Raw genomic sequence first — 15612 nt, 5'->3', positions numbered from 1 at the left:
GGTCAGCGGACCTCGAACATCGCCTCGACCTCGACGGCGGCGTCGAGGGGCAGTTCCGCGACGCCGACCGTGGAGCGGGCGTGGCGTCCGCGGTCGCCGAGGAGTTCGACCATCAGGTCGGAGGCGCCGTTCATCACCCCGGCCACCGCCGAGAAGCCCGGCGCCGCGTTGATGAAGCCGCCGAGCCGCACGCACTGGACCACCGCGCGATCGAGGTCGCCAACCGCCGCCTCGAGCTGGGCGAGGACGTTGAGCGCGCAGAGGCGAGCGGCCGCCTTGCCGGCCTCCGCGGAGACGTCGCCGCCGACCTTGCCCTTGTGCTCGGCCGCGATGGCGCCGTCGGCACCGAAGCAGATCTGACCGGAGATCACCACGAGGCTGCCCGTGCGCACGAACGGCACGTAGTTGGCGACCGGCGCCGCCGCCTTCGGCAGCGTGAGGCCCTGCGCCTGCAGACGTTCCTTGATCGTGCTCATCGGGATCTCCCAGCCTCCGTCGAATCCGCGGGAGCAGGAGCACGGGCGGCCCCCGCGGCGCAAGGGCCGCATGGCCCGAAGGCCGGAATCGGTCCGGGACGCGCCTGTCCCGGCGCAACCGTCGCGGCATCCGCGCCGCGGGCGTCCGATTCGCCGCCGAGATCAGCCTCCCAAGGACCGCGTGCAGGCCTGTCCGGCAGTTCCGCCGGACATTGAAACGTTGACAGAGGCCGGCTCTTTCATAGTAATCGCGCGCGTGCCGCCCAGGACTGAGGCGGCACTTTCATTTGGAGCCGGCTCAACGCTTGCTCCGAGATCCTGCTTGAAACGGAGATGGGACCCGTGACGTCAGCCCTTCTGCCGACCTACGCCCGTGCGCCGCTCGCCTTCGAGCGCGGCGAGGGCGCCTGGCTCGTGACGGAGGGCGGCGAGCGATACCTCGACTTCGGCGCCGGCATAGCGGTGAACGGGCTCGGCCATGCCCACCCGCACCTCGTCGGAGCCCTGACCGAGCAGGCGGCCAAGATCTGGCACACCTCGAATCTGTTCCAGATTCCCGGCGGCGAACGCCTTGGCCAGCGCCTCGCCGAGGCGACCTTCGCGGACGTCGTGTTCTTCTGCAATTCGGGGGCGGAAGCCAACGAGGCGGCAATCAAGATCGCCCGCAAGTACCACGCGGCAGGCGGCCATCCGGAGCGCTACCGGATCGTCACCTTCGCGGGCGCCTTCCACGGGCGGACGCTGGCGACCCTCGCGGCGGGCGGCCAGCAGAAATACATCGAGGGCTTCGGGCCGAAGGTCGAGGGCTTCGACCAAGTTCCGGCGGGCGACTGGGCGGCGCTTGAGGCGGTGATCGGGCCGGAGACGGCCGCGCTGATGATCGAGCCGATCCAGGGCGAGGGCGGCGTGCGGGAGATCCCCCACGCGGACCTGCGCCGGCTGCGCGAGATCTGCGACGCGCAGGGCTTGCTCCTGATCATGGACGAGGTCCAGACCGGCGTGGGCCGCACCGGCCGGCTGTTTGCACATGAATGGTCCGGCATCACCCCGGACATCATGAGCGTCGCCAAGGGCATCGGCGGCGGCTTTCCCCTGGGCGCCTGCCTGGCGACCCGCGAGGCCGCCCGCGGAATGACTGCAGGCACACATGGGACTACGTTCGGCGGCAACCCCCTCGCCATGGCGGTAGGCAACGCCGTGCTGGACGTCGTGCTGGCCGATGGCTTCCTCGAGGGCGTCGCCCGCTCCGGCCTGCTGCTCAAGCAGAAGCTCGCCGCCCTGCGCGACCGGCATCCGCACGTCATCGAGGAGATCCGCGGCGAGGGCCTGATGCTCGGCCTCAAGCTCGGCGTGCCGAACACGGATTTCGCCGCCGCCGCGCGGGATGCGCATCTGCTGGTGATCCCGGCGGGCGACAACATCGTCCGCCTGCTGCCGCCGCTGACCATCGGCGAGGCCGAGATCGACGAGGCGGTCCGCCGCCTGGACTCGGCGGCGTCCGGCTTCGAAGCCGTACGCGGCGCGGCCGAATAGGATCGCGAGGTCGGATTTCAGAACACCGCCCTCCGGCTCCCGGAGGGCGGCCCGAAGCATTTCCGGGCGCGGTCGATCCCGCCGCGCGTGACGGAGATGCCCCTGTCAGGAGGTAGAGTGCGGTTCATGATCAGGTGATCGGTGAGCAGACTCTAGGTATTGTGACGCGATGAAAGCCCAGATTGACGGCCGGGCAGAGGCCCCGGCCAGGCACCTGAACGGTGCCGGCCCTCGTCATTTCCTCGATCTCAAGGATTTCTCCGGTGCGGAGCTGCGCCGGGTTCTCGATGCCAGCGCCGCCATCAAGGCGCGCCGTCGGAAGGGCGAGCTGGCCGCGGAGCGACCGCTCACCGGCAAGACCCTGGCCATGGTGTTCGACCGGCCCTCGACCCGCACCCGCGTCTCGTTCGACGTGGCGATGCGCGAGCTCGGCGGCGAGACCCTGATGCTCACCGGCTCCGAGATGCAGCTCGGCCGCGGCGAGACCATCGGCGACACCGCGCAGGTGCTGTCGCGCTTCGTCGACGCGATCATGATCCGCATCCTCGACCACGGCCAGATGCTCGAACTGGCCGAGTACGCCACCGTCCCGGTGATCAACGCCCTGACCAAGGTCTCGCACCCGTGCCAGATCATGGCCGACGTGCTGACCTTCGAGGAGCATCGCGGGCCGATCAAGGGCCGCAAGGTGGCGTGGTCGGGCGATGCGAACAACGTCCTGGCGAGCTGGGTCCACGCGGCCGCCCGGTTCGACTTCACCCTGAACATCGCGAGCCCCCCCCAACTGGCTCCGCCCCCGGCGCTCCTCGCCTGGGCGCAGCAGGAGGGCGCCGACGTCCACGTCACCACCGACGCCTTCGCGGCGGTGGAGGGCGTCGATGCCGTGGTCACCGATTGCTGGGTGTCGATGGGCGACGATGACGAGGCCCACCGGCACAACCTGCTCAGCCCCTATCAGGTCAATGACAAGCTGATGGCGGCGGCCAATCCCGGCGCGATCTTCATGCACTGCCTGCCGGCCCATCGCGGCGAGGAGGTCACCGCCGAGGTGATGGACGGACCGCGCTCCGTGGTGTTCGACGAGGCCGAGAACCGCCTGCATGCGCAGAAGGGCATCCTGGCCTGGTGCCTGCGGGCGAGCGGGCTTTGAAGCGACCGCCGCGTCCGGGCTCGCGCGGGCGGGGCGGGCGCACCATATAGGCGTGAGCGGGTAGTCCAGGCCGCCCGCCTCCCCATCACGGCTGCCGACAGGCGGCATTCCCCGCGACGGATCTGACGCGCGACGCGCGCTGTCCCGCACGGGCCGGGCGGGGTGAGGGATCCGATCGCGCCGCCAAGGTCATCGCCTCACACCGCCCGGCCAGTCCGGAAGACGGATCCGCGCCGCGGATCCCGCTCCAAGCCGGGATCATGCCGGGACGGTCGCCTGATCCGGGGGCAGGGCGCCGCAGGCGCCGGACGCATCGATCGGAGAGGGCATGACCTCAGGAACGCACACCCCGACCCAGCCGCAGCAGCCCACGGCCGGAAACGGCCACGCGGGCGATGACGACGCCGTGCTCCCCTTCGCCGTCGAGGCGCTGGACGTACGCGGGCGCGTGGTCAGGCTGGGCGATTCCGTCGATACCATCCTGCGCCGCCACGGCTATCCGGACCCGGTGGCCCGGCTGCTCGGCGAGGCGGCGGCGCTCACGGTGCTTCTCGGCTCGTCCCTCAAGTTCGAGGGCCGGTTCCAGCTCCAGACCAAGACCGACGGCCCGGTGGCGATGATCGTGGTCGATTTCGAGGCGCCGGATCGCCTCCGCGCTACCGCACGGTTCGACCCGGACCGGGTCGCCGCCCTCGGCACCGGCCCGCTCAAGGACGCCGACCTGATCGGCACGGGTCATCTGGCCATGACCATCGACCAGGGCAGCGCGTCGAGCCGTTACCAGGGCGTCGTCGCCCTCGAGGGCCAGGGCCTGGAGGAGGCGGCGCACCAGTATTTCCGCCAATCCGAACAGATCCCCACGCAGGTGCGCCTCGCCGTGGCCGAAGCCGTGGAGGAGGGCAGCGGGCGCTGGCGCGCCGGCGGGCTGCTCGTGCAGTTCCTGCCGCAATCGGTGGACCGGGCGCGCCTCGCGGACCTGCCGCCGGGCGACATCCCGGAGGGTCGCGCGCATCTCTCGGGTGGCGCGCCGGAGGACGATGCCTGGGTCGAGGCGCGCTCCCTCGTGGCGACGATCGAGGATCACGAGCTGGTCGACCCCCACGTGTCGAGCGAGCGCCTGCTCTACCGGCTGTTCCACGAGCGCGGCGTCCGCGTGTTCGATCGTCAGCCGGTCCACGAGACCTGCCGGTGCTCGCGCGAGCGTGTGATGGGCATGATCCGCTCGTTCAGCCCCCAGGAGCGGCACGACATGGTCGCGGATGACGGGCGCATCGTCATCACCTGCGAGTTCTGCTCGCGGCGTTACGACCTCGATCCCCAGGAGGTCGAGGCTGAGATCGGTGGTCCGCCGACGCAGTAGAGCGCCGGCCAGCCAGGTTACGGAGCAGCAATACCCATCCTTACGGTCAAGCTTTTCCGCGCGAAACGTACGATGCCCGGTATTCGTTGCATGAATTTTTGGTCACTCCGATCTGAACCGTTTCGCGACCTTCGACGTTGCGTCGCAGATTCAACATTGGAGACCTCGCGATGCGGAAATTGTCGATTGGGTTGGCCGCGCTGCTGATCAGCACCTCGGCCTATGCGCAGCAGGCCGGCGCCGGGATGGGCGGCCGCGGCGGCCAAGCCGGTGCCGAGTCCGGGATGAAGGCGGGTGGTGCCGAGCGCGGTGGCGCTCAGGGTGGCGCGCAGGGCGGCCTGCAAGGCGATATGAAGGGTGGCCGTCAGGCGACGTCCGACCGGGGCGGCGCAGAGTCGGGCCGGGCCGCACAGGGCCGGGATGCCGGCGGCGAGGGCCGCATGGCCCAGGATCGCGATCGCGGCGACACCGGGCGCGGCGGCCGTGACGGCGCCCGCGCCGACCGCAACGAGCGCGGTGACCGGAACGAGCGCGGCGACCGCGTCGCCGATCGTCATGGGGACCGGCATGGCGATCGTCACGCCGACCGGGCGGACTTCCGCGGCCGGACGGATGTGAGCCGGACGAACGTGCGGTCCGAGCGGTTCGAAGGCGGCGTCCGCCGCGAGGGCCGGTTCGTGTTCATCGGTGGCCGCCGGGTCGTGTACGGCTCGCCCGAGTACCGCCGCCTGATCGTGACCGAGAACCACGGCCCGCGCGCGCGCTACGTCGTCATTCGCGGCCAGCGCGTCCTCTACGGGTCGCCGGAATACCGCCGTCTCGTCAGCGTGCGCGAGTCCGGTCCCCGCGAGCGCTACGTCGTCGTCCGCGGCCACCGTGTCCTGTACGGCTCCCCCGAGTATCGCCGCCTCGTAACGGTGCAGGACGACCGCTTCGTGACGATCCGGGGCCAGCGCGTGCGCTACGGCTCGGCCGAGTATCGCCGCCTGAGCGGTGGCGGGACGGTCAATGCCAGCTTCCGGTCCGAGCAGCGCGCCGGCGCGCGGTTCGACCGGCACGGCGATCGGGACGGCATCCACAATGGCGCCCGGGCCGAGGGCCGCAACGACGGCCGGATGGGCCGCAACGACCGTGGCCCGGATCGGGCGGTAGCCCAGGACGGCCGCAACGGCGGCAAGGGCGCCGGCATGCGCAACAGCGACATGCGCGGCGGCCAGCAGGACGGGATCCGCAACGCCTCGGATCGCGGCGGCCAGCAGGGCAGCATGAAGTCCGGCGCCGAGGGCGGCCGGACGGGTGGCGCCGAGCGCGGCGGCATGAATTCCGGCGGCAACGGCAGCATGGGCGGCGCCCAGGGTGCCGGCCGGACCAGTGGCCAGCCGGGTGCCGGCCGCAACTGAACGGTCGCGAATCGTCGGGGGGAGGGGCTTTCGCAGCCCCTCCCTCATACTTTGAGCACGGGCTCGGCGATGTCGCCGGCCCCACCGCGGGCCTTGAGATAGTCGGGCTGGAACAGGCACATCCGAACCGCGTCGCGATAGCGCCCGTTCACGAAGAATTCGTCCCTCAGCACGCCCTCGGGGCGGAAGCCGCAACGCTCGTAGATGCGCACGGCCCGGGCATTGTCCCGGTCGACGTGCAGGTAGAGCTTGTGGATGTTGAGCACGCTGAACGCGTAATCCATGGCGATCCGGGTCGCCTGCCACGCGTAGCCGCGGCCCTGGAAGCTCGGGTGGATGGCGATCTGAAACTCGCAGCGCCGGTGCAGGTGGTTGATCTCCACGAGCTCGATCAGGCCGGCCGGCTCTCCGCTCGGATCGGCCACGATGAAACGGCGCTCGGTCTGATTGTGGATGTTGCGCTCGTAGAGCTGCTGCAGTTCGGCGAAGGATTCGTAGGCCTCCTCGAACCAGTAGCGCATGATGCTGTCGTTGTTGTTGAGCTGGTGGACGAAGCGCAGGTCCTCCCGCTCAAGCGGCCGCAGCTTAATGGTGATTCCGGTCACCGCGTTCATGACGAACACATCTCGATCAGGTTGCGCAGGAACCGCTCACCCTGGGCGAGGGCGTCGAGGGTGATGAACTCGTCGGGCTGGTGCGCCTGGGCGATGTCGCCGGGTCCGCAGACGACGGTCGGCAGGCCCGCCGCCTGAAACCGTCCGGCCTCCGTGGCGTAGGGCACTGCGACGGTGCGGTTTCGTCCAGCGATCCGCAGGCAGAGCCGCTCGGCCTCCGAGCCCGGCTCGGGGGCGAGACCCGGGATGTCCACCTCTTCCAGGGTCTCGATCCGCCCGTAATCGCCGTAGCGGTTGAGGCGTTCGCGGGTCACGCGTTCCACCTCCCGGGCGAAGAGGCGCGGGATCTCGGTCGGATCGAGATCCGGGAGGCCGCGATACTCCCAGTGGAAGCGGCACTCCTTGGCCAGGATGTTGCGGGCGGTGCCGCCGTGGATGGTGCCGACATGGACCGTGGTGGCGGCCGGGTCGAAACGTCCCGACCGGTCGCCGCGCTCGATCATGAGGTCGGCGATGCGGTTGAGGCCGGCGACGAGGTCGCAGGCAGCCGTTACGGCGTTCGCCCCCAGAGCGGGCCGGGCGGAGTGGGCCTCGTGGCCGTGGACCGTGGTGAGGCAGGTGACGATGCTCTTGTGGGCGTCCGCGACGTCCATGCCGGTGGGCTCGCCGACGATCACCGCGGCGGGTCGCGGCAGGTCGGCACCGAACCGGGCGATGCCGTCCATGGAGCCGAGGCAGGTCGTCTCTTCGTCGTACGAGAGCAGGATGTGAATCGGCCGAGTCAGCCCGGCCGCGAGCATGTCGGGCACCAGGGCCAGCGCGAGGGCGTCGAAGCCCTTCATGTCGACCGCGCCCCGTCCGTAGGCCCGGCCGTCGGCGATGCGGAGCGTGAACGGATCGCTCGTCCAGGCCTGACCCGTCACGGGGACCACGTCGGTATGGCCTGAGAGCACGACGCCGCCGTCGACCATGGGGCCAATCGTGGCCAGGACGGCGGCCTTGTCGCCCGCGGCGTTCGGGAGGCGCAGGTACGGCACACCCCAGCCGTCGAGATAGGCGCAGACCGCGTCGATCAGGGGGAGATTGGATGTGTCGCTCTCCGTGTCGAAGGACACGAGGCGGGCGAGCATGTCGAGCGGGCTCAGCCGCTCGCCGGTCGCGGACATGGATTCCTCCGGGGCGCGGCCCCGGGCCGGGGCCTCAGTGCAGGCTGCGGCGGACGTGCGGACTGTCGAGGGAGAAGGCGGGGATCTCCGCCTCAAAGCTCTCGCCGGCGACCGTCGCCATGGTGTAGCTGCCGGCCATCAACCCGTCGGGTGTGTTGAGCGGGCAGCCGCTGGTGTAGCAGAAGGACTCGCCCGGCTCCAGCACCGGCTGCTTGCCGACCACGCCGGTGCCGCGCACCTCCTGGCAGGCACCGTGGCCGTCGATGATGCGCCAATGACGCGAGCGCAGCTGGACCTGCTCGCTGCCGTTGTTCACAATCTCGACCGTGTAAGCGAAGAAGTAGCGGCTCTCGTTCGGCGAGGATTCTTCCTCGACGAAGCGGGACTGAACGGTGACACTTATTCCCCGCGTCTCGGCCTTGTACATCGCCCTATTTGGCCCTTCTTCGGACTGTACGATTCGCTGAAGTCGAGTGGAACCTGCGTCCCGGCCGGTGGTAGTGGGCGGGGGAATCGCCGTCAATCGCGGCGGACTACCTCGGACGGTCTCGATCCGGCCCCCGATCCGGGGGTTGAGACCGGCCAAGTTGAGGCTCCGGCATGACGCGGCCTGCGCGCTCGGTTAAGCCAACGTTAGCCGGTCCGGGCGGACAACCCTCACGGACGCGGACCTGCCGGGCGCGCGAAGGAGTCAGGGGCGCGATGAACGCGGGCGCAGCCACCGGAGCCGCCGATTCAGGTGCGGAGGGCCGGTCGGGCATTCTGCCGGCCCAGGCGATCGCCGCCCTGGCCAAGGTCGGCGGGATCCGGACCGAGAGCCCCTTCGCGCCCGACCAGATCCAGCCCGCGAGCCTCGACCTGCGCCTCGGCGCGAAGGCCTACCGGGTGCGGACGAGCTTCCTGCCGGGCGCGGGCCGGACGGTCCAGGCCTGCGTCGATCGGCTGTCGCTGCATGCCGTCGACCTGCGCCCCGGTGCCGTCCTGGAGACGGGCTGCGTCTATATCGCCGAGCTGCAGGAGCGCCTCGTCCTGCCGGGCGATCTCGCGGCGGCGGCGAACCCGAAGAGCTCGACGGGCCGCATCGACGTCTTCACGCGGGTCATCACCGACCGGGGCGAAGCCTTCGATCAGGTCGAGCCCGGCTATGACGGACCGCTCTACGCCGAGATCTCGCCGCGCACCTTCCCGGTTCTCGTACGCACCGGTTCGCGCCTGTCGCAGATCCGCTTCCGCCGCGGGGCACCGCGGCTGACGGAGGCGGACCTCGTCCTGCTGCATGCCCGCTCGCCTTTGGTGGACGTGGATAGCCCGTCCTTCCAGGGCGGGGTGGCAGTCTCGGTGGACCTCGCCGGATTCGACGGCCTCGTCGGCTACCGGGCGAAGCGTCATACCGGCCTCGTGGACGTCGATGCCCCCGGCCGCCACCGGGCCGCAGAATTCTGGGAGCCGCTGGCCGCCGACGGATCGCGCAGCCTGATCCTCGATCCCGGGCAGTTCTACATCCTGGCCTCCAAGGAGGCCGTCCAGGTGCCGCCGGACCACGCCGCCGAGATGGTGCCGTTCGATCCATTGGTGGGCGAATTCCGGGTCCACTACGCCGGCTTCTTCGATCCGGGCTTCGGCTATGCCGGGGCGGGCGCGCGGGCCGTGCTGGAGGTCCGCTCCCGCGACGTCCCGTTCCTCCTGGAGGACGGGCAGATCGTCGGCCGCCTCGTCTACGAGCGGATGCTCGATCTGCCGGAGACGCTCTACGGGGCGGGGGCCGGCTCGAACTACCAAGCCCAGGGGCTCAAGCTCTCGAAGCACTTCGCCCTGTAGTCCGGCCCGGACCCGCCGACGGGAGCATCGACCGCATGGACGCCGTGGACCGGAAGATCCTCGATCTCCTCCAGCAGGACGCGACTCTCCCAGTGGCCGAACTCGCCGAGCAGGTCGGCATCAGCGCCGCGCCGTGCTGGCGCCGGGTGAAGAAGCTGGAGGCCTCCGGGGTGATCCGCCGCCGGGTCGCCCTGGTGGATCGCCGCAAGGTCAACGTCCCCACCACGGTGTTCGTTGCCGTGAAGGCGCCGCGCCACGCCGCCGACTGGTCGGACGCCTTCCGGCGGGTCTTGGCCGGATTCCCCGAGATCGTCGAGGCGTGGCGCCTGACCGGCGAGATCGACTACCTGCTGCGGATCGTGGTGCCGGACATCGAGGCCTACGACGCCGTCTATCAGCGCCTCATCGCCAAGCTCGAGTTCTCGAACCTGTCCGCCTCCATCGCCATGGAAGAGTTGAAGTACACGACCGCGGTCCCGACGATCTACGTGGCGTGAGGCGGCCGCTCCGCGGTGCGGCTCAGCCCGCCGCGACCGCGTAGGTCCGATGGATCGAGGAATCCTGCGCCCGGTGGTCGTAGCCGTAGACGTGGATCGAGACGGCCGCCTCTGGCCCGTCATTGGCGATCCGGTGCAGGTTCGGCCCCGACGGCATCATGCAGGCGACGAAACCGGGCTCGCGGACGGCGTCGACGGTCGCGACGGCGTGGGTCTCGCTGACCGGGCGATACCATGTCTCCCGCAGACTACCGCGCAGCAGGCCGAAACAGCATGAGCAATGGTGGTCGTGCACCGGCGTCACGGCGCCGGGCGCCCAGACCATCGCCCAGACGCTGATCGCCTCGGTGCCGAACAGGAGATTCCGGCTCAATCCCGACCCGCGGCCGGCCAGCTTGGCCGGATCGAGGAGATCGGGCTCGGCCAGGATGCGGACCAGGGTGGCCCGGGCCGAGGCCAGATAGGCCTCCGGCGAGCGGCTGGCGGAGCGGGCCAGGTTCGCCATCATCGCCGCGACGTCGGCCGGGCTGGTGGTCTGCGGCATCGGCGGGTCTCCTTCGGTGCCCTTTGCGCGGTGCCCTTTCGAGGCTGCGAGAAGGATACCCGGAGGCCTGCCGCAACGGGTTGCGTTGTCGCGCTTGATGGCGCCCGAAGCGGCAAAGTCATTGCGCAGAGGGGCCGGGACCGGAAATGACATTGCGCGGTCTTCGCCATGCCGGCGAGACCGGCTTCGCCGAACCGGTTCCGGACAGCCGGGATGGCCGTCTCCTGGGCGGCCGAACCCCGCTGCGTCGTCGGGACGGACGGTGTTATCCGGCCGCAGCGTCGTCGAGCAGCCACGCTACGGCGCCCGTGCTGGTCACGCGGCCGGCGGGCAGGTCCTCTCCGGCGGCGAGCCGGGCGAGGGGCGCGCGCTTGCCGGCGCCCGTGACCAGGAACAGCACGTGCCGCGCGGAGGCCAGCGCCGGCAGCGTCAGGCTGATCCGCGGGACGAACGGCTCCAGGCCGGACTCCGGCACGGGGACGACGAGCCGTTCAATTTCATCGACGGCGGGCTTGCCGGGGAACAGCGAGGCGGTGTGCCCGTCCTCGCCGAGGCCGAGCAACACGCAATCGAACAGCGGCCGAGCGGAATCGAGGCGCGCGGCGCCGTAGAAATCGAGGAGCGTCCGCTCGTAGGCGCGGGCGCCCGCGTCCGGACCGTCGTCGGACGGGATGAAGTGGAGATGGGTCGGCGGGATCCGGGACCCGTGGCCGAACGCCTCCCGGACCATCCGGACATTACTGCGCGGATCGTCCCACGGTACCGCGCGGTCATCCCCGAAGAACCAGTGGATCCGTTCCCACGGCATTCGGGCGGCGTAGTCCGGGCCGGCGAGAAGCCCGTACAGCATCCTGGGCGTCGAGCCGCCCGAGAGGCAGATCGCGATCCGCTCCGATCGGCTCTCGCCGCAAGCCGCAATGATCCGCTCGGCCGCCTCGCGGGCGACCGCCTCCGGATCCTTCAGGACATGCGTTCCGACGGGAAGGCTCATGGGTTCCGGCCCTGCGGCTTCAGGAATCGGCCTCTGACGGCCCGGGGCTGCCGGCTCAGCCCTTCGGCTCCTGGTGGCCGCCGAAGCCCTTGCGCATCGCCGAGAGCAGCTTGTCGGCGTAGCTCGCGTGCTCGCGGGAGCGGAAGCGACGGTAGAGGGCGGCGGAGAGGACCGTGGCCGGGACGCCCTCCTCGACGGCGGCGTTGATGGTCCAGCGGCCCTCGCCCGAATCCTCCACGTAGCCGGAGAAGTCGGTGAGCTGCTCGTCGCCCGCCAGCGCCTGGGCGGTCAGATCGAGGAGCCAGGACGAGACGACGCTGCCCCGCCGCCAGACCTCGGCGATGTCGCCCATGTTGAGGTCGAAGCGGCGCTCGGCCGGCAGATCCTCGGCATTGGCATGGCGCAGGATGTCGAAGCCCTCGGCGTAGGCCTGCATCAGCCCGTACTCGATGCCGTTATGGACCATCTTGACGAAGTGACCGGCGCCGGTCGGCCCAGCATGGATGTAGCCCTGCTCGGCGCGGGGGTCGCGCCCCTCGCGGTTCGGGGTCTTCGGGATGTCGCCGACGCCCGGCGCCAAGGTCTTGAAGATCGGGTCGAGGCGGTCGACGGTCTCGGTGTCGCCGCCGATCATCATGCAGTAGCCGCGCTCCAGGCCCCAGACGCCGCCCGAGGTGCCGACATCCACATAGTGGAGGCCCTTCGCCTTGAGGGCGAGACCGCGGCGGACGTCGTCGCCGTAGAAGGAGTTGCCGCCGTCGATGATGCAGTCGCCGGACTGCATCAGGCCCGAGAGCGCCTGGACGGTCTGCTCGGTGATCGCGCCGGCCGGCAGCATCACCCAGGCCGCGCGCGGCACCTCCAGCTTGGAGACCAGATCCTCCAGGCTCGACGCGCCGATCGCCCCGGCCTCGACGAGGCCGGCGACGGCGGCCGGGTTCTGGTCGAACACCACGGCCGTGTGCCCGTCCCGCAGAAGGCGACGGACGATGTTGCCGCCCATCCGGCCGAGGCCGATCATGCCGAGTTGCATTGCCGATCTCCTCAGGACGATTCCGCCCCCAAGCGGGGAGGGGGCCAGGGGTGGAGTGGGGTTGGGGGCGGGTGCGTACGGGACCGCTGAGCCTCGTCCGCCATCACCCCCGTCTCCGGCTCCTCCCCGAGAAGGGGAAGAGCGAGCCGGCGCCTAAGCCACTGCGGCCTTGAGGGCCGCCGCGACGCGCTTCAGCCCAGCCACAAGGTCCCCCTTGATGTGGACCCGCAGCGCCCGCCGGCCCCGCTCGGCCAGCACGGCGAAATCGCCCCGGGCCTGCGCGGCGACCACGGTGGCGAAGCCGAGGGACCGTCCCGGGATCGGGAGATCCTGGGACGGATCCGCGGTGATCTGGAGGAAGACGCCGGTATCGGGGCCGCCCTTGTAGGCCTGGCCGGTGGAGTGCAGGAATCGCGGCCCGAATTCGAGGCAGGTCGCTACCCTGCGGGCATCGCGCACGGCGATCCGCGCCTCCTGGAGGATGCCCGCGGTCTCGGCATTGCGCGGGACGTAGGCGAGCAGCCCGAGGTAATCGCCGTCCTTGAGCCGGGCGATCTGCGCCTTCAGGGCGGATTCCAGACCCTCGGCCGCCTGCTTCAAGCCGTCGGCGTTCCGCGCGTCGGCGTAGAGGGCGATCGCGTCGTCCGAGAAGAGCGGCGTCTCGGCGGGGAGGGCGCCCTTCGCCTCAGCCTCGGCAAACAGCTTCTTGGTCTCGACCTTGCTGGCCTCGACGTCCGGCTGGTCGAATGGATTGATTCCGATCACCCCGCCGGCCACCGCGGTAGCCATCTCCAGCCGGTAGAATTCCTGCGGCAGCTGCTCGATCGAATCCAAAGTGATGCGGGCGATCGGATGGCCGTCCCGCTCCAGGGCGCGCAGGGCCTCGTCCTGCGCCGCCTCGGCGTTGCCGTCGAGGCGGAGATAGAGGAAGAACCGGTCGTGGCCATAGACCGCCGGCACGCCCACCGGCTCGCCGTCCACCGGCACGAGACCCTTGCCCTGCTTGCCGGTCGATTCCGCGATCAGCTGCTCGGCCCAGGCGCCGAAGCTGGCGATCGCCGGGGAGGCCACGACCGTCACCTTGTCGCGGCCAGACAGCGCCGCGGCCCCCATGGCGGTCCCGAGGAGCACACCCGGGTTGACGGCCGGCGGCACGGCCGGGCCGCAGGAGCGGACCATGATGCGGGCGGTCTCGAGGAGCGCCTTCACGTCGAGGCCCATGGCGGCGGCCGGCACGAGGCCGAAGGCCGAGAGCACCGAGTAGCGCCCGCCGATCTGCTTCACGCCGTAGAAGATCTTCTTGAACCCGTCCGCCCGGGCGGCGCGCTCCATGTCGGAGCCGGGGTCGGTGACGGCCACGAAATGGTCGCCGGCCCGGTCGCCGAGCACGTCCTTGGCACGTGCCAGGAAGTAGTCGCGGAAGACGTTGGGCTCCAGCGTCGAGCCGGATTTCGAGGCGACGATGAACAGCGTCCTGGCCAGGTCGATGCTGGCCTCCAGGTCCCGCACCTGATCCGGGTGCGTCGAATCGAGGATCTGGAGCTTCGGGAAGCCCTCGCGCTGGCCGTAGGTCAGGCTCAGCACCTCCGGACCAAGGCTCGATCCGCCCATACCCAGCACGACGGCGTCGGTGAAGCCCTGCGCCTTCACCCAGTCGGAAAAGGCGGCGTAGTCGGCGGCCTTCTCGAGCTCCTCCTCGACGATGTGAAGCCAGCCGAGCCAGTGCGCCTCGTCGTGGCCGGACCAGACCGAGGCGTCACCCGCCCAGAGCCGGCGGATCGAGCCGTTCGCCCGCCACGATTCGACGGTCTTCTTCGCCTCGGCCGCCAGGGCGTCGTCCATGGCGAGGCTCTGGCCGTCCAGCCGGTGCCCCAGGAGCGCGACGCGCTTGCCAGCGACCGCACCCAAAAGGTTGTCGGCCGCATCGATGAAGAGCTGCACGCCTTCCCGCACCAACTGCTCGGCCACCGCCTCGATGTCGATGCCCGCCCGGGCGAGGCGGGCCATCACGGCCTCGGCGCCGGGAACGTCTTCCTCGATGGTCGCCCGCACCACGCCGTGGTCGCGGAACGCGTCCATGGTGGCGGGCGGCATGGTGTTGACGGTGTTCGGCCCGATCAGCTCCTCGACGTAGAGGACGTCCGAATAGGCCTTGTTCTTCGTGCCGGTGGAGGCCCAGAGCAGACGCTGCGCCTTGGCGCTCTTCTCGGCCAGGGCGGTCCACTGCGCCTCGGCGAAGATCTTGCGGTAGCGCTGGTAGGCGAGCTTGGCGTTGGCGATCGCCACCTTCCCCTTCAGCTGCTCCAGGGCGATCTTCTCATCGGGGTCGTTGGCCTGAGCGATCTTCTCGTCGAGGAGCTTGTCGACCAGCACGTCGATGCGGCTGATGAAGAAGCTCGCCACGCTGGCGATCCGCGAGACGTCGTGCCCGGCCTTGGCCCGCGCGTCGAGACCGTCGATGAAGGCGCGGGCAACGGCCTCGTAGGCCTCCTGCGAGAACAGCAGGGTGACGTTGATCGAGATGCCCTCGCTCGTCAGCTGCCGGATCGCCGGGATGCCCTCTGGGGTGGCCGGCACCTTGACCATGAGATTGTCACGGGAGACCGCCTTGTGCAGGCGCCTTGCCTCGGCGAGCGTCGCCTCGGTGTCGAGGGCAAGGTAGGGCGAGACCTCCAGGCTGACGTAGCCGTCGGCGCCGTCGCTCGCCTCGTAGACCGGTCGGAGCACGTCGGCGGCCGCCTGGATGTCCGCGATGGCGAGCCCCTCGTAGAGGTCGATGACGCGGCTGTCGCCGGTCGCCTGCACGGCCTTCAGGCTGTCGTCGTACTCGTCCGAGTGGCCGATCGCCTTCTCGAAGATCGACGGGTTGGAGGTGACGCCCCGCAGGCCGTCGCGTTCCACGAGCTGCTTCAGCTCGCCCTTCTGGACAAATCCGCGGGCCACGAAGTCGAGCCAGACCGCTTGATCCTGTTCGTCGTGCAGGGCCTTGAGCGCGTTCATGTCGGTTCCTCGCCTCGCGTACCGCGTACT

The 15612-nt window shown here is 70.3% G+C and carries 14 protein-coding genes; 6 read left to right on the top strand and 8 right to left on the bottom strand.

Annotated features, from left to right (window positions below; translation table 11 throughout):
• Positions 1–2: 2 nt before the first annotated feature.
• Entirely contained in the window at positions 3–476 is a 474-nt protein-coding gene (locus AC1DXK_RS05275; RefSeq protein WP_457104902.1) for a RidA family protein, read from the bottom strand.
• Positions 477–818: 342 nt separating this feature from the next.
• Here AC1DXK_RS05275 and AC1DXK_RS05270 point away from each other — a divergent pair, with 342 nt between their 5' ends.
• The 4 genes from AC1DXK_RS05270 to AC1DXK_RS05255 all read left to right on the top strand — a co-directional run bounded on the left by AC1DXK_RS05270 (position 819) and on the right by AC1DXK_RS05255 (position 5919).
• Entirely contained in the window at positions 819–2009 is a 1191-nt protein-coding gene (locus AC1DXK_RS05270; protein ID WP_457104901.1) for an aspartate aminotransferase family protein, read from the top strand.
• Between the two features lie 169 nt (positions 2010–2178).
• Complete coding sequence (gene argF / locus AC1DXK_RS05265) at positions 2179–3159, top strand: ornithine carbamoyltransferase (protein ID WP_457104900.1); 981 nt, start codon at positions 2179–2181, stop codon at positions 3157–3159.
• A 328-nt stretch (positions 3160–3487) separates the two neighbouring features.
• Complete coding sequence (locus tag AC1DXK_RS05260; RefSeq protein ID WP_477297085.1) at positions 3488–4519, top strand: Hsp33 family molecular chaperone; 1032 nt, start codon at positions 3488–3490, stop codon at positions 4517–4519.
• Positions 4520–4689: 170 nt separating this feature from the next.
• A complete protein-coding gene (locus tag AC1DXK_RS05255) occupies positions 4690–5919 on the top strand; it encodes a hypothetical protein (RefSeq protein WP_457104898.1) in 1230 nt (409 codons plus the stop codon).
• 44 nt (positions 5920–5963) lie between these two features.
• On the opposite strand, the gene speG is transcribed toward AC1DXK_RS05255, so the two are convergent.
• From speG to apaG, 3 genes are read right to left on the bottom strand one after another with little or no spacing between them, the layout of a single operon-like run.
• Entirely contained in the window at positions 5964–6533 is a 570-nt protein-coding gene (gene speG / locus AC1DXK_RS05250; protein ID WP_457104897.1) for a spermidine N1-acetyltransferase, read from the bottom strand.
• Positions 6530–7699: an acetylornithine deacetylase gene (gene argE, locus AC1DXK_RS05245; RefSeq protein ID WP_457104896.1), complete on the bottom strand. Its 1170-nt coding sequence runs from the start codon at positions 7697–7699 to the stop codon at positions 6530–6532. The genes speG and argE overlap by 4 nt, the downstream gene beginning before the upstream one ends.
• A 34-nt stretch (positions 7700–7733) precedes the next feature.
• Positions 7734–8126 carry a Co2+/Mg2+ efflux protein ApaG gene (gene apaG, locus AC1DXK_RS05240; RefSeq protein ID WP_043355208.1) on the bottom strand — a complete coding sequence of 131 codons (393 nt, stop codon included), beginning with the start codon at positions 8124–8126 and terminating at the stop codon, positions 7734–7736.
• A gap of 275 nt (positions 8127–8401) precedes the next feature.
• Here apaG and AC1DXK_RS05235 point away from each other — a divergent pair, with 275 nt between their 5' ends.
• Positions 8402–9517 carry a 2'-deoxycytidine 5'-triphosphate deaminase gene (locus AC1DXK_RS05235; protein ID WP_477297082.1) on the top strand — a complete coding sequence of 372 codons (1116 nt, stop codon included), beginning with the start codon at positions 8402–8404 and terminating at the stop codon, positions 9515–9517.
• A 35-nt stretch (positions 9518–9552) separates the two neighbouring features.
• Complete coding sequence (locus tag AC1DXK_RS05230; RefSeq protein ID WP_457104894.1) at positions 9553–10014, top strand: Lrp/AsnC family transcriptional regulator; 462 nt, start codon at positions 9553–9555, stop codon at positions 10012–10014.
• 22 nt (positions 10015–10036) lie between these two features.
• On the opposite strand, the gene AC1DXK_RS05225 is transcribed toward AC1DXK_RS05230, so the two are convergent.
• The 4 genes from AC1DXK_RS05225 to AC1DXK_RS05210 form a co-directional block, all read right to left on the bottom strand.
• Positions 10037–10558, bottom strand: coding sequence for a cysteine dioxygenase (locus AC1DXK_RS05225; protein ID WP_457104893.1), 522 nt, complete (start codon positions 10556–10558; stop codon positions 10037–10039).
• Between the two features lie 265 nt (positions 10559–10823).
• Entirely contained in the window at positions 10824–11549 is a 726-nt protein-coding gene (pgl, locus tag AC1DXK_RS05220) for a 6-phosphogluconolactonase (protein ID WP_457104892.1), read from the bottom strand.
• 55 nt (positions 11550–11604) lie between these two features.
• Positions 11605–12582: a phosphogluconate dehydrogenase (NAD(+)-dependent, decarboxylating) gene (gnd, locus tag AC1DXK_RS05215; protein ID WP_477297079.1), complete on the bottom strand. Its 978-nt coding sequence runs from the start codon at positions 12580–12582 to the stop codon at positions 11605–11607.
• Between the two features lie 153 nt (positions 12583–12735).
• Complete coding sequence (locus AC1DXK_RS05210) at positions 12736–15582, bottom strand: bifunctional transaldolase/phosoglucose isomerase (RefSeq protein ID WP_477297077.1); 2847 nt, start codon at positions 15580–15582, stop codon at positions 12736–12738.
• Between the last annotated feature and the right edge of the window lie 30 nt (positions 15583–15612).

It is taken from the genome of Methylobacterium sp. P3_A11 (assembly GCF_056403155.1).
Note: the sequence above shows the minus strand (reverse complement) of the source record. Positions and strands in the feature narration are given on the sequence as shown.